Raw genomic sequence first — 16,071 nt, 5'->3', positions numbered from 1 at the left:
AAAAAGGGGACTTGCTTAATAAAGTCTCCATTCCTTTGCACCACATTTAAATATAGAAGGAGAAAGGGTTTACCTTTCTCCTCCATCTCTTATTGCTCGTTACTGCAGAATCAGCTTAGCAATCCCTACGATATCCACAATGTTAATCTTGCCGTCCTGATTGATATCCGCGCTTTTCGCCAAATTCCAGTCGCTGCTAGCCGTGGTCTTCCCGTAATGCACAGCTGCTTTACCCAAGTCACCAATATCAATGACGTAATCTCCATTGACATCTCCACGTTCATAATCCGTAACGATCTTCCCGTAAAAAGCTTGCAACGCTTGGTTTAACGTAATAGCTGCTTGTTCCAACTGCTGCTGCGTAGCCGTAGCATCCGATTGAATAGCAGTGGCAGTCTGGATAGCTGTTAACAGCACCGCTTTGGAACCGGCGGCATATTGTCCGACTTGCGTCCCTTCTACGGCGCGATCATAAATGGATTGCGCCAAGCCGATCACCGTCTGCAGCGTTGTCTTATCTGACGCTGCCATAACCGATACCGTCAGACTAGCTGGAGTAGCATCCACCTTTTGCGCAAGCCCGTTAGAAACAGCTACTTGGGTCAGTACCAAATTCGTTGTCGTGGACGGATGATTCGGCTTAACGATCCAATTAAATTTGAATAAATCGCCGTTTGTCGTTACGACTCCCGTATTCCCTTGGCTCACAGCTAGAATCCGAACTTGGCCGGGTACATCGGTTTTGGTTTCAACGTTAGTAAATCCAGAAATTAATGGATCTACAGATACAAAATCAATGGTGTCAGCGTCAAACGATACGGTAATATCCGCTGCATACACCGCCGAATATACGCTGGCAGTTACATTGTTTAAACCAAACTGCGTCGAGAACGCAGCCCCTGTCTGAACAACTCCCGGTCCCGTGAGCGTAGCTTGCGGTACATCGGTCGGCACAGGTAGCTGACCACTGATCACGACATAGCTGGTGCCTCGAATGCCGCTGCCGTCCGTTGCTGTCGCAATGACTTTCACGATCCCGTTTTTTTGCGCAGTTAACAAGCCGCTGGACGTAATCACTGCCTTATCTGTTACTGTTACCCCATCTGATTCAAAAACCGCCCATGCCACAGACTTGTTCGTCGCATTGGCTGGGAGAACCGAAGCTTGGAATTGTAAACTTCCTTCCTTCTCGGTAATTGTCGTCGCCGAACTTGTGACAGCAATCGATTGAACATTCACCTGCTGTGCTTCCGTAACCGTTACGTTCGCTACAGCCGGTATGACTGTGCCATCTACAACACCGTTTACGACAAAACTGCCAGCTATTGCATACTTGGACGAATCTACCTGATCCCACTGAACCGACTTCTCAGCCGTTGTCCCATTGTTATACACAGCTGTGACACTCGCAGGCAGAACCGGCGGAACATTCTTAGCTGTAACCACATTTACTGGCGTAACTCCAGTAATTACCGGTGTCGCTTCAACAGCAGCCTTAGTCAGCTTCGCATCCGCCCAATCACCGTGATCCTCGCTGTTGCCATTGCCCGAATCCGTAACTTCCAAGATTAGCTGTTTATAGCCTTTCACATTTACCTTCACATATTGGGCATTACCCGACTCTCTCAACACACTTCCGGAGTAAAGCGATTCGATCGTGTCATCGTTCTTCACTCCTGACACTTTGAACTGTACCGAGCCGTTATAACTTCCGCCATTCACTTCCTTATCTACACCGATAAAGGAGGAAAACGTGTCATAATCTGCTCCAGTAAGATCATACTTGATCGTTGAATTAGCGTGAGTCCCAAGCCCTTTGGCAAAGACGAGATCCTGATCCCCATTATTCAATACGATCGTATTGCCGCCAATGCTCTTGTCTTTCTGAACCGTTAACCAGCCGGAATTCGCGCTTGCCCAGTTCAAATCGCTTAAATAGTCAACTTCAGGCAATTGTTCCTTCTGTTCGGATTTGCCTGCCGCAACTCTAAACGACGCATTGGCCCAGCTTGCATGATCTTCGCTATTGTCGTTATCACTCTTCGTGACAACAAGTTCCACTGTACTAGCGCCAGTTACATTGACATCTACCGGTTTGGCCACGTCGGTAACCTTCATGACACCGCTCGCAAATTTCTCTACGCCGTCTACAAGCACCTTAAACTCCACATCAGCGTAAGACGGCGATTTGGCTATTTCTTGGTCGACACCCACAAGAGCAGTGAAGGACTCATAATTTTTACCCGATATGTCAAAAATAATTCTTGAATCCGCATGTACGCCAAAGCCCTTCTCGTATGTGACAGCGCCGTTACTGCCCATTAAACGAATCGCATTGCCATCCAGGCTCTTGTCCTTCTTAACGGTTAACCAGCCTGAGGATGCACTCAACCATTCCAAGTCGCTCGCATAACGATCCACCAACTCAAAGTTCAACGTGTAGACTTCCTGCTTCGCTCCGCTGTCAGCTGTAGCCGTGATGGTCGTTGCACCTGGCAAGCTGTCGGCTGGATCGATGACCACCTGCACGTCTTCTGAGGCTTTGTCCACTGTAACGGTTGGGACCGCTAGATTCCCTTCTCTCAAAACAGGCAGAGTTACCGTAGGATTCTCCGCATTAAGGCCTTTGACAGGCACTCCGTTCACTTTCACATTTTTGATCAAAGAAGGCATGCTTTCCACTTTCCATAATTGGCTGTCGCTTCCGGTATACGTATTTTGAACAACCGGATTTCCGTCAGCGGTAGAACCGTTGCTGTTTTCCAATGCCAACTGGCTGTTTACGTTGGTAATTTTGAAATAACCGTTGCCAACATTGGAGATGGCCCACTGCTGGTTGATGGCAGCAGGATCTGCAGCAGTTTCAGAATCTGTCCATTGAATAACTGCTTTCCCAGGCGATTTACTGGCAGCTGGAACATCCATAACTTGTCTACTAAGTTTATTGGCAATCTTATATTTGCCCAGTCCTAAATCGTCGATAACCCATTGCTGATCCAGCGAACCTGATTGCGTCCGCTCGGCAACAGCTGCTCCATCCGCCGTAGAATTCCCAACGCCCAGCGCTTTGCCGGTCGCTTTATTCACGATGCGATACAGCGTGTTGACATCAAAGGAGTCGATCCCCGTCCGAGTTGGAATGTCATTCGTGTAGGAGCCCACTTCCAGCTCGCCCGCAGCAGCAAAGCCCCCTACAGCTCCACTCACTTCCATTTTGAAATAACGTGCTGTTTGCGATGGGAACGTCACACGTTTCATGGTCTTGTCCCCATCCCATGTGCCGTTTGTAACCGGAGTGAAGTTCGTTCCGTCCTCGCTCGCGTATAACTGATAGGATGTGATCATCCCTTGTGATAAATTTTGCGAAGGCAAGTAATTCAACATATTAATGTTGTTGTACGTATAGCCCAAATCTAGTGTGATGGATTGAGGCAGCGATGTGTTCGTTTGCCAAACCGTCTCCGAGTAAGTGCCTACATAATCCATAAAGCCATCAATCGCATTGCTTGCATTCCCGCTAGTAGCCGTTGCCGAATTTGCTGTAATCGGATGCTCCATCACAATTGGCTGCTCAGGCAGTGGAGGACGAGATGCATTCGGCGACCATGCTTGTCCAATCTCCCCCAACCGATTAACTACGTTAGGATCCAGCTCCCCATCCGGGTTCGGCGAAACGTTGAGTAGGAAGTTTGTATAACGAGGTTCTAAATAACCAAGATGATCCTGCACAATATTCTGCACGCTTGCCGGCTCTGCATTCGTCATCCAATCGTGCCAGAACCATTGACTGGACACGAGAGGCATGCCCTGGTTAGCGGCATATGCATTGTTGGAAGGTGCCCAAACGCCTTTAGGTTCTTCAAAATAAATGATATCCTCATCCCATGGCTGCGTTTGTCCATTATGATCCACAATTAGAATATTGGGTTGTAACCGCTTTATTAATTCGCGAATTTCTTGGTAAGGGACTTCATTATGTCCCATTTCCCAGGCCCAGCCATCGATAACCAACACCGGAATTTCGCCGTAATTCGTCAGTAGCTCAGTTAGCTGCCCTTTAATAAATTCGATATCTACTCTGCTGACGGAACCTTTCTGAACGCCTTGCTGACGATCCCAGATGGAGAAGTACAGCCCTGGCAAAACTCCTTGCGCACGCATGGAGTCAACATATTGCCTCACGATATCTTTCTTGTAGGAGCTGTTCATCACGTTGTAATTGCCATATTTGGTTGGCCATAGGGCAAATCCGTCATGGTGTTTGGTCGTTAGAACGGTGTATTTGATGCCTGCGGATTTGGCGGCTGCCGCCCATTGATCTGTATTCACTTGCTTAGGATTAAAAGAAAGCGGATCTTGTCCTGGTGTCACCCATTCCTGATCATGATAGGTTCCCATGTTGTAGTGGATAAACATGCCAAACCTGAGATCCACATAGTTTTTCTGATTTGTGTAGCTATCATTCACAACGGGGGTTGCTGTGTTTTGATTATTGGTAGTAGCAAAAACGGGTGTAACCGAGGCAAAAAGCAGCATAAATATGAGTCCTACGCATGTTGAAATCTTCCTGCACAACTAAATCCCCTCCTTTTGAAAAGTAAGCCTGCTGAAAGCAGGCTTACCATACATGTTGTAATAAACTTTCTTCTTAATTGATCAAATTCGCATATTTCAGCACTCGTTTGATGATGACAGCCGCTTCAGCGCGAGTAGCCACATCTTGTGGTGCAAACGTTGTTTCTGTTTTGCCGTGAATCAACCCTTTGCTGGCGGCGTCTGCCACCGCGCTGCGGGCATAATCCGACAACAGGTCTTGATCGGCGAATGAAACATTCGTCGCACTTGCGCTAGATGCTGGTGTTCCTTTCACAAGCCCAATCGCTTTCATCATCATCACGACCATTTGCTCTCTTGTAATCTGCGCATCCGGGCTGAATTGCCCCTCCGCGACGCCTTGAACCAAGCCGTACTTCGCCGCTGTATTAACTTCTGGGGCGTACCACTGCGTAGCTGCGATATCTGTGAAGACATTCAGCCCAGCCTCTGCAGGCAATCCCAGTCCTCGTACGAGCAAGGCGGCAAACTCAGCGCGAGTGACTTGCATCTCAGGCGTATACGTACGGTCCGAAGTCCCGTTAATAATCATTTTCGAAGCCAACTGTTCCACATCTTGCTGTGCCCAGTGACCGATCATGTCGTCAAATGTTTTCTTATTTTGAACGATCGCATACAAACTGTTTGTGTTTCGAATCACCTTCACTTCGGTTTTACCGTCTTTGGCATTAAACACGGAAGGCACGAATTTCATTTCTCCTGTAGCTGGATCATAAACGACCGCTGTCGCTGCAGAAGAATCTTGAATCAATTCATCTACATGAATAACACGAGTCACAAAGCTATTGCCGAAGCTATGAATTTCCTCTTCTTTGTCCTTGGTTTTCAGAATGACTTTATAATCGATCATATCGCTCACACGCACCATGCCCTTATCGGAAATGGATTGGTCAAATTTCGTTTCATGCAGCGATTTAGCCTTATCGATCCGAATGATTAGCGTCGCTCCCTCTACATCAGCCCCCGCAAAATCCGACTGGTTCAGTACGGACATCGGAAGATCGTAAGTACCCAAATGGCTGCGTACGCTCAAAATGGTATCTTTATGATTCTTCAAGCTATCGAGCAACGTTGCCAACGGTAATTGCAAGGCATTCAACTCACGCTCGCCAGGAATCTCAAAGTTCAAAACGGTGCCGCTCGTTGCTTGCAGATCCGCTAACTTCTGCGCAAGGCGTTTGCTATCGATCACTGCTGTCACAGAGGTTTGGCCATCTTGTTTGGTTTCAATCCGCAGCTCCGATTCTTTGGGTACATAGAGGCCCGGATCTTCCTTCGTTGTTGGAGTCGTTGTGCCTCCTCCTCCTCCTCCTCCGCCGCTAGGACCAGGAGTTACACCGTTAATTTTTACGGCAGCTTGTGCGTTAACATTCCAAATAGACGGAAGCTCTTGCGATGTCACGGTTGTCATCTTAGTCAAAGTTACGTTAGCTTGTCCGCTCTGCTTCGCCTTGAAAACCAGCGTGCAAATAACTAGATTTCCATTTTCGCCCGGTATATTTTTAATTTTCGTATTAGCAAATGTGACCTGATTACCTGAAGCTTGCGCGATCTTGTACGCATTGATTAAGCCATTAGATTGCGATTGAACTGAATTGAATTCCAGACGGTCTGCATCATAGGTCAGAATAGCTTCATATCCATATAAATCTGTTACATTAGTACCTTGAATCGTAACGACCACATTGTCGCCGACGGTTACTTGAGAAGCATTTAGATTCACATTAAATGTAGGGATTCCAGCAGCACTTACCGTCATGCCGAATGGGATAATCGTAAATAAGAGCATCATAGTTGTTAAAAATAACCCTGTTTTACGTAACATGGGGTTCACTCCTTCTGAATATCATCCGAATATGGAAAGAGAAAGGGCTGGCCTTTCTCTTCCATTTCAGATTCATTGTTATTGCAGGATCCGTTTAGCGACTCCTACTACGTCGAGAATGTTAATCTTGCCGTCATGATTGAAGTCGGCAACTTTGATTTTGTCCCAATCGCTTGCTGCGGAAGTCTTGCCATAATTCACCGCTACTTCACCCAAGTCTGCGATATCAACGAGTCTATCTTCATTGACATCTCCTGCAGCGTAGGTCGTGATGAACTGATTGTTAAACGTTTGGATCGCTTGGTTTAACACGATCGCTGCGTCATCCAATTGCTGCTGGCTAACCGCCGGAGCCGTGTTGACGGCAGTGGCCGTTTGGATCGCAGCAAGTAATACTGCCTTGGAACCAACTGCATGTTGTCCGACTTGCGTTCCTTCTACCGCACGATCGTAGATGGACTGCGCCAAATTGAGTACCGTTTGCAACGTTGTCTTGTCTGCAGCTTCAGCCGCTGTAATAGAAATCGTAAGATTTGCTAAGGATGCATCCATCTTTTGACTAAGTGCATTAGAAAGGGCTACCTTGGTTAGATTCAGATTGGTTGTCGGGGATGATTGTTGAGACTTTGCCTTCCAATTAAAGCTGAATACATCTCCGCTTGCGGTAATAGCTCCCGCTTCTCCTTCGCTGATCGCGATAATCCGAACTTGACCCGGTACATCCGTTTTCGTATCTACCACTTTAAAGCCGGATTTCAATGAATCCACCGATACGAATTCAATCGCATTTGCATCGAAGCTTACTACGATGTCTGCTGCATATACGCTGGAAGATGAGCTATTCGTGACGTTCGTTAAACCAAAGTTGGTCGAGAATGCAGCTCCTGCTTGAACGGCTGCTGCCCCTGTTAACGTAGCATGAGGCACATCGGTCGGCGTCGCTATCTGACCGCTGATCTGGACATAATTGAAACCTTGAACACCACTGCCGTCTGCAGCTGCCGCCACCACTTTCACAATTCCGTTCGTATTTGCCGTTAGCAGTCCATTGGCGTTAATCGTTGCTTTATTGGTCGTCGTGAGACCATCGTTTTCCCAGACACTCCATGTGACTTGACCATTGGCATTCGAAGGCAGTACTATGGCTTGCATTTGCAGCGTGCCGCCCTGTACCGTAATCTCATTCATGCCGCCGACGCCGCTCACGGAAATCGATTGAACAGGGTACACATTATCGGTTACGGTCACTTTCGCAACGGCCGGTATCGCGGTACCGTCTACAACGCCATTCACGTTAAAGCTGCCAGCCACTCCATACTTAGACGGAGCCACTGAGTCCCATTGAACCGATTTTGTCCCCGTTGTAGCATTGTTATAAACGACAGTGACATTGGCAGGCAAAATTGGTGCCACATAGGTAGCTGTAGCTACAGTCACTGGCTGAACGCCTGTAATGACTGGTGCACCAACTTGCTCCCACTTCGCATAGAGCGTGATATCCGTTGCCGGAATCGTATTCACGCCGAAATCCCAGCCGACTGTCAAGGCTTCATCTTGATACCAGCCTGCAAAAGTAAACCCGTTCTTCGCTGGAGTTTCAGGTGCTGCAATCTTCGAACCTTGTACAGCTCCGTACACAGGACGAACCTCACTGCCACCGTTGCTGTTGAAGCTCACGGTCGTACCTGTTTTGAAGACGGAGAGTTTCCACTCGTAGGACCAGCTTGCGCCAATCGTTCGGTTCTGGGTATTTATCTCGAATGGAAGCCATACATATCTGGAATCCTTCAGATCATTAGGGTACCAACGATCGGCCATAAAAATGAATTTATTCGGTACGATATCGCCATTGCCATCCCGGTAAGGCAGAACATACGTGCTTTGGCTATCATGTGTCGTGTGTTTCCAGTCGTCCACAAACGGATCACCTTTATGTTCCCATGGGCCGAATATGCCATTTGTCGATACATGATATTCCGCTTGGTTCGGGTTCCAACCCGACTGTCCGGATGTAATCATGTAATAGACACCATCCTGTTTGAACATCGTCGGCGCTTCTCTGTACCACGGGAAGGCTCTCACATAATGAGTACCTTCCACAGACTGGCCGTTCGCATTCGTAGCCGGACCCGTGTAGTCATCATTCAGCATCGTGATGACAGTCCTCTCGTTCCCTTCGGATGCATAAATTAAATAAGCTTTGTCATCCGTCGCATCATTGCCGTCATCGTCTACATACAGCGTCATATCGCGCAGCATGCCTTCGCCTTCGCCGCCACCCCATCCATTGTTCGGCAATCGGGATATGCCGAGAAACTTGAATGGACCCGCTGGCGAATCGCTGATCGCAACGCCGCCTGCCGCCGTCCAATACTTACCGGCGATCGGCCCGTCTTGATGCCACCACATCACATATTTATCCGTTTTCTTGTTGTAGACAACCTTCGGACGTTCAACAACTTTATCCCAGTTGAAAGCTTTATACATCGCTTGCTTCTCTGCATTCGTTTTGTCCGCGTACAATGCATTAAGCTCAGCTATGCGTTCAGGTGAATTATGTTTGCTTAACGAATTGACCGGCGATTTCATCGGACCTGTGTAATCGCCATAGCGATCCGTGATATTCACAACTCGATTCGGATCGAATGGAACTCCGCTGTTCTTGTAAGTCTCGGAATTCTCATCCAAGTACAGTGGCAGGTTTCCGCCAGACAATACATCTTCGCCAAGTTGCGGGTTGTTGAATACCGGCAATACAACCCCTTCATTTTTCCAGTTATACAAATCTTTAGAAGAGTACGCGTGAACGCCTGTTACCGGTACATAACCTGAGCCAACATTATTCTCCGTTTTGTCTTCGCCATACCAGTAGTACGTTTTGTTTTTCTCGTTATACAGAATGCCGCCGCCATGAGCCTGAATTGGAACGCCATCTCCATCCAGCCACACTTCACCATTTTTAATGGAATTCGTTTTACCTACGGTCTGATATAAATTGTATAAGTCCTGCAGAGTGTTAGTGTAGTAAGGAATGCTTTCCTCAGTTAAATCGCTGAGCGTTCCGATCGATGAAACTTTACTTTCAATCGTCTCCGCTACTTTCGGGCTAATGCTGGACGCCGTGCGCAATTGCGTAATGGCATTCTCCAAGCTTGACGTATCGAAGCCAGTGGATTTTTTCTGGCTGACAGCAATCTCTGCGGCAGTTAGGGTATCACCATCCCCGCCTGTAGAAAGAGCCTGAATCGCTACATATCTGGCTTTATGCGATTTGAATGTTGCCGATTGTGCGCTGGAGCTGGATGTGTCCCAAACGCCATTCGCTGCAAAAGTGAAATTCTGGTCCAAATAAGCTTGCGTACCGTCTACCGGTTTATTGGTTAAATCCGCATCGCTGTAGTAAATCTTAAATTGTCCAATTCTTCCGTTTGCCTTATCCTGCCTTGGCGTAACCATGACCTTTCCAATGTCCGGCCTGTTCTGACCAAGATCCACAATGATGTAATCGCCAGCTCTGTATTTTCTTCCGTTTGATGCCCAGTTGGATTCATAGAACGTTGAGTTGTTATTATCCAACATGAGGCTGGAAGGATTAGAAGCATAAGCTTCCGGAGTGTAGAAGAGACTAATTCCGTTAGTCTGCTGCTCATTGCTTTGGATTTTTGCGATCTCGGCTGTCATTTTGTTTGCCAGAGTCGCCATCTCTTCCTGGGTCGTCGTGCTGCTGTTCAAAAGCGCCGTACCTTGCGTGCGCAATGTTTCCAGGTCAGCCAAATAGGCAGGATCACCCGAAAAATTACTAATGAACGTAGTCGCTGCAGCCATCGCATTGTCGAGTTTGGACGTATCCAGGGTAAATCCAGCTTTGTTGAAAATATTGATTTCAGCAGCCGATGCATACTGCTTGCCTGCATCACTTTTCGAAGCCAGTGCGGTAAACTTCACATAGGAAGCGCCGTGTGCGTTAAAGGTTGCTGACTTCTCCAGTCTGTCTGCCTCCCAGTTTCCTTCAGCAACTTTAGTGAAAGCGTTGCCATCAGGGCTCACGGATATTTCAAACTTCGTTACAACGCCGTTCCAATCTACATCCTGCCTTGGCAAATAGCTCAGCTTATACACACCATCATACGCCTTGCCAAGATTGTAAGTGACGGAATGCGGAAGCGGTGTATACGAGCCATCCCAAGCTGTATGCCATTTCGTGCCAATGTCACCGTCCAACGTTTTCGCTGGTCCTTCACCGGATGCGGAACTGTCTGTTGTTACCGTCATTTGGTTTTGCGGGATCATTCCGAACGAATTAGCTTGCTGATTATATTCAGCGGTAATTTTACCTGTGATGTTTGTGATAGCTTCTTGTGTCACGTAGGCGGTATCCCGAACTGTCTTGCCTTCGTTGACTAACGTTTGCAATGTCGTCAAGCTGGCGTCAGTAGCTATCAATGCCTCTGCGCTGGCAATTGTCTGATTCAGCGTATCCTTATCTACGGTAAAGCTTGGTTTTCTCAAAATGTTGATCTCGGCAGCCGACGCATACTGTGCTCCCGAACCATTCGTTTCGTCCACTTTCAGCCTTACATACTGAGCAGTGGTCGACGAGAATGTTGCCGTTTTCTCGGTTTTATCGTTATTCCATGTACCTTGCGCAACAGGATTAAAAACGGTGCCGTCCGTGCTCGTTTCAACGGTATACTTGGTAATAACGCCATTCCAGTCAGCATCTTGCCTTGGTAAATAGCTCAGCTTATAGACATCGTTATAAGTTTGCCCAAGGTTATAAGTGAGGGTATGCGGACCTCCGTCGTAAGGATCCCAAGACGAATGCCATTTGCTTGAAGCATTCCCATCCAGTGTTTTCTCAGGTCCTTCCCCGGATTGAGCGCTGCTCGCAGCTACACTCATCTGACTTTGCGGAATTACCGTATTACCCGTATAGGATGCTCCGTCAATCACAAACGTTGTAATTGATTTCGGGCTAACTGTCGTAGTTAATGTTTTATTCACGATCGGAACATTGGCATGCTGCTCTACATTTTCCGCAGCAGATGAAACATATGGTGTTGCAATCCCTGTGACAGCATCAAACTGTGACATGTCTAAAGAAATATTTTGGCTAGTCGTGTTTGCATTTCTGTATACAACATAAATTTTATTCTTGGAAGGATCATACGCCGCTAACGTGTTATCATTGTTATCTGCAATAAATCTGGATCCCTGCGGGATAAATTTGCTGAATTGCGCCATTGCGTAATACTTTTTACCATACCACCAATCTTGTGTATCAAAATCCGCGTGAAGGAGACCCCAGTTCATGTCTTCCCTCTGCATGTTTTTCTCGCTCTCAATGGCTTGCCAGAGTACCCAAGCTTTAGGTTCCAGCCAAGTAATATCCGTCATAATTCGTTCTGCTAATGCCAATGCCGGTTCAAAATCATCGTGATTGTGAGCAACGCCCGATGGACCAAGATCCACTTCAGACATCCACAGCGGTTTGCCGGCATTTTTAGCTGCATCTCTGACCGCAGTTCGGTTTGACCCGCTGTACGTATGGGTATTCATTTGTCCTATGTTCGCTTTGGTTGTTGAATCATAAGAGTTCCAATCGGTCATGAACGTGTCCACACTAGTCTCATCCATCGCCGAGATTGCGACAGATTGAAGTCCTTTGGAATCGAGTTTTGCACGAGCCGCATTAATCATTTTCGCTTGCGAGCCCGTATCCCAGTGAGAACCTTCTTGCCCTCCGCCGAATCCCCAATAATTCGTATTCGGTTCATTGATCGGCGACAGTGTGTTGAACTTAATTCCTTCAGCGTCGAAATGTTGGACAACCGTCGCCAAGTAGTCTGCGAAATTGTCATACTCCGTTGATTTCAAGTTATCTTTCCAAGCATCCGAATTCCCCGTTGTACTTCCACTTACCGTCATATAGTACGGAGCGGAATTGGAGAATGCCTCCAATTTATTAGCCCCTCTTGCTATGGCAGCTCCCAGCCACCAACGTTGATTCGCATCCTGTGTCCAATCGTACACACCAGGAGAAGGAGAGAATCCAGGCACTTCACCGCCTTGGCGCATCGTATCGTACGCAGGATTTTCACCACCGCCTATGTTGTATCTGGCAATATTGAAATTCAAGCCTTGTGGTGAATACAGCGCATCGGCCAAAGCGTTTTTAGTCGCTTCATTCCAACCGCCTGTAACATTTCCGAACCAAGCTAGCGCCGTTCCCCAACCGTCCCATGATTGCTGCATATTACTCGGATTTAAATTGATTGATGTTGTTGTAGCGGCACTTGCCTGCTGAGCTGTTAGACCATAAAACGCAGGTGTAACTAATGAAGCAGCAAGACAGGAAGCAAATATTTTTCGTCCAACTTTTGTAGTCATCAAGACAACCTCCTTCTGAGATGGTATAACCACCAAAACCATAATTTGGAAACGCTTACCATAATCGTTTAAAAAAATGGAAACCGATTTGCATCAATTTCCCATAAAGTGGGAGAGAAGATGACAAGCCATCCCTCTCCTACTTGCATGCCAAACCTTACTTGCTGGCTCTTGCTTTCGTCCATTTGTCGTTCAGATCGTTAGCAATCTTATCAAGTGACGTTCCGCCCATCATCTCTTGGCCTAGCTTCTTCCAATCCAATTGGATGGAGTTCACATATTTATTGAAGTTTTCGCCACCTGGACGATAGTTGAACTCTTCTACTTTGTTGGCTTTGTAGAAATCATTCAAGAACGGAACATCTGCCTTGACACCCTCCATGACGGAGTTGGCTTGCTTCTTGTTCACATAGAAGGAATAGGCATCCGAGCCAAACATCCACTCTTGGAATTTCTTCGCTGCTTCTACGTTTTTGGATTTGTTGTTAATCCCGAAGAAGTTATCCGTGAACGTCATTACTTTCAGCGGTTCGCTTTCGGAATGACGAGTAGGAAGTGGGAATGCTGCAAGATCATCGATATTTCCTACTTTCGATTTGTATTGCGGCAAGTACCATAGTCCTGCGGCAATGACAGCCGCTTTCTTCGCTTCAAACAATCCTGTTGCTTGGTCATTGCTTAAGCCCAGTGGATCTGCCCCCATCACTTTGGCATCGTACAAAGCCTGAATATCGCTGTAAGATTTGTAGAAAGCCGTACCCTTTTCAAAAGGCTTATCCATGCCGGCGATTTTGTCATAATAATTCTCGTCACCGGATGCTAACAGCGGCATAAATTCATTGAATGGATAGTTCGGCCAGGAGTCCTTACCGCCCATTGCATAAGGCTGATATTTACCGCTCTTCTTAATGTCCGTTAATACGCTTACAAACTGATCCCACGTTGTCGGAACACTTAAGCCTAACTCTTTAAAGACACTTGGATGATAGTAAACAAGTTCTGGGAAAGATATAACCGGTAGTGCCAGCACTTTACCATCTACAGCAAATTGTTTCGCTTTTGTATTTTTAGCCGTAACGCTCAAACCATCAAGCGGCAGAAGCTCTGCTTTGAAATCGTTGATAAAGTTAGGCTTCAACTCGATAATATCCGGCAATTCGTTAGCGGCTAATCTAACTTTCATCGCTTGCAGGTAGTCGCCGTCACTTTTGAAAGTTTCAACTTCCATCTTCACGTTCGGCATAACGGTTGAGAACTCTTTTACCTTTTTGGTCCAGCTATCCAGGAACTCGCTGTCGCTATCCCACATCGCAAGTTTCAATGTAACCGCATTCTCTTTGGTGCTGTCTGCTGCTGTAGGAGCAGCTGAAGAACTGTTGTCCGTAGTCGCCGTATTCGCGCCGCAACCTGCTAATCCAAACGTCAAGGCAATTGAAAGTACAGATGTTACTAATCTTTTTTTCATAGTCTTTCTTGACCCCCTTAAGATAACGTGACCTATTTACATCTATATATTACAAAAATACAGAATACGCTTTCATTGATATATTTGGTGATTAGCTTGATATATTTTGTGCTCATTCTTTTTTCCTTGAATAATTGTCCCGATACTTTTGAGGGCTCATTCCCCGATATTTCTTAAACACACGGCTGAAATGCTCAGGGTTCTCATATCCCACCTTAACGGCAATTTCATACATTTTCATTTCCGTTTCTATGAGCCTGGTCGCCTCATTAATCCGTAGTTTTGTCACATATTCAATAAAATGCTCACCTGTTTCTTTCACAAACTGTTTGCTCAAATGGCTCTCGGTCACCTGCGCCCATTCACTGACTTGCCCCAGCGTAATTGCCGTACAGTAGTGTTTCTCTACATAACGCTTGACCCTCTCCACCAACCGCTGTGGATTCTCTTCACGAATTTTATCAGGATGCAGTAAATCTGCCAGGCGAAACACCAACTTCTCAATCCACTCGTGTAAATCATCACGGAACGTGAATTGCTCAACAATCTCATACGGCCTTCGTCGCGTTTCAATGACATGCGTCCAGTTCATCCCTTTGGCATGCAGGAGTGCCCCTATATTCCAAATCAATTCTTCATAGATCGGGAGAGAGCTTTCCAATGTTACATTCGGCATCTCGCTTAATTGACTTAACCCGGTGTACAATTGCTGCTGCCACTTGCCATCCCCCTTCTCCATAAGATACATCATCACCGTGTAATCAAAAGGCGTGGGCAGCACTTTCTCGTTTACGCTTACCGTTTCGGGATAGTACACACGCCCAGGACCTTCTGAAAATCGCAGGCTGGCCAATCCCTTCGCCTGACTGTATCGGAGATGCCAGTTTTTCCAGTCTGTGCATGATTCTGCTACTCCCACGGATAACGAGACATTTAAAAAGTTTTTGACCGTATTGCGCAAGGAATCCAGGAGTTCCATTACGTGTCCACGTAAATTTAAAAAGCTCGTCGATGACTCAAAACACAACAGAAGCGCATACTCATCTTCTTGAACCTGCAATAATTCATAAGGGTGTTTAACAATTTCCATCCCTTGTTTAATGATCTTAACTAAATGATCCTGATGATCCATACCGGCGTGCCCCGGCAAATTCGCAGCGGTCGATGGTATATCCGGCATAACAGATACCATAACATGCTGAAAATTCACAAATTGCGTCATCCACTTTTGAAAGGAGTCGTCCTGCGTTAAGTTATGGCTGTACATATAGTCTTTATCGCATAACAAGCCCCTAAGCCAGGTTTCTCGCTGCTTCAAGTCGGATTCACTGTTGCTTTTTATCAAATTCGCCGCAGTGATCGACTTCTCTTGGATCTGGCTGATCGCCTTTTTGATCACAGGAATGATATGTTCGGGATCAAGATCCGCCTTCATAATGTAATCGACTGCTCCAAGCAGGAATGCTTTCCTCACAAAATCAAAATCTGAATACGCACTAAGCACAATACTAAGCGGTGGATTCGTCAAATTTGCTTCCTGCAATTTAGAGAGCAAAGTAAGGGCATCCATAACTGGCATGCTCATATCAACAATCATCAAATCAACGTCCTGATGTACCGATATGCGCTGCCATGCTTCATAACCATCCGCAGCTTCTGCCACCACCTCGCAGTCCAAATCGCCCCACGGAATAATCGCCCCCATGGCTAGTCTTACTAGCGGCTCGTCATCGACGATCATGACTCTAAACATTCTTTTCCCCCATTCTGAAAATAA

The 16,071-nt window shown here is 46.7% G+C and carries 5 protein-coding genes; all 5 read right to left on the bottom strand.

The genetic code is table 11. The features are described from left to right. Positions 1-99: 99 nt before the first annotated feature. Positions 100-4,575 (bottom strand): NPCBM/NEW2 domain-containing protein, encoded by a 4,476-nt coding sequence (locus tag GON05_RS02785; protein ID WP_157317717.1) that lies wholly within the window; start codon positions 4,573-4,575, stop codon positions 100-102. A gap of 73 nt (positions 4,576-4,648) precedes the next feature. After that, complete coding sequence (locus GON05_RS02780) at positions 4,649-6,439, bottom strand: S-layer homology domain-containing protein (protein WP_157317716.1); 1,791 nt, start codon at positions 6,437-6,439, stop codon at positions 4,649-4,651. A gap of 78 nt (positions 6,440-6,517) precedes the next feature. Beyond that, the gene (locus GON05_RS02775) at positions 6,518-12,829 is read right to left on the bottom strand and encodes a discoidin domain-containing protein (RefSeq protein WP_181646619.1); all 6,312 of its coding nucleotides are present in this window, start codon (positions 12,827-12,829) and stop codon (positions 6,518-6,520) included. Between the two features lie 157 nt (positions 12,830-12,986). Beyond that, complete coding sequence (locus tag GON05_RS02770; RefSeq protein ID WP_157317714.1) at positions 12,987-14,294, bottom strand: ABC transporter substrate-binding protein; 1,308 nt, start codon at positions 14,292-14,294, stop codon at positions 12,987-12,989. Positions 14,295-14,406: 112 nt separating this feature from the next. After that, on the bottom strand, positions 14,407-16,047 hold the full coding sequence (locus GON05_RS02765; RefSeq protein ID WP_157317713.1) for a response regulator transcription factor: 1,641 nt from the start codon (positions 16,045-16,047) through the stop codon (positions 14,407-14,409). Positions 16,048-16,071 lie beyond the last annotated feature (24 nt).

Origin of the sequence: Paenibacillus anseongensis, assembly GCF_009757995.1 — a bacterium.
Lineage (GTDB): Bacteria > Bacillota > Bacilli > Paenibacillales > NBRC-103111 > Paenibacillus_E > Paenibacillus_E chondroitinus.
Note: the sequence above shows the minus strand (reverse complement) of the source record. Positions and strands in the feature narration are given on the sequence as shown.

Excerpts from the sequence above, each read along its gene's own strand:
- GON05_RS02780 (WP_157317716.1), bottom strand. The coding sequence starts at position 6,439 with ATGTTACGTAAAACAGGGTTATTTTTAACAACTATGATGCTCTTATTT.
- GON05_RS02775 (WP_181646619.1), bottom strand. The coding sequence starts at position 12,829 with ATGACTACAAAAGTTGGACGAAAAATATTTGCTTCCTGTCTTGCTGCT.
- GON05_RS02770 (WP_157317714.1), bottom strand. The coding sequence starts at position 14,294 with ATGAAAAAAAGATTAGTAACATCTGTACTTTCAATTGCCTTGACGTTT.
- GON05_RS02765 (WP_157317713.1), bottom strand. The coding sequence starts at position 16,047 with ATGTTTAGAGTCATGATCGTCGATGACGAGCCGCTAGTAAGACTAGCC.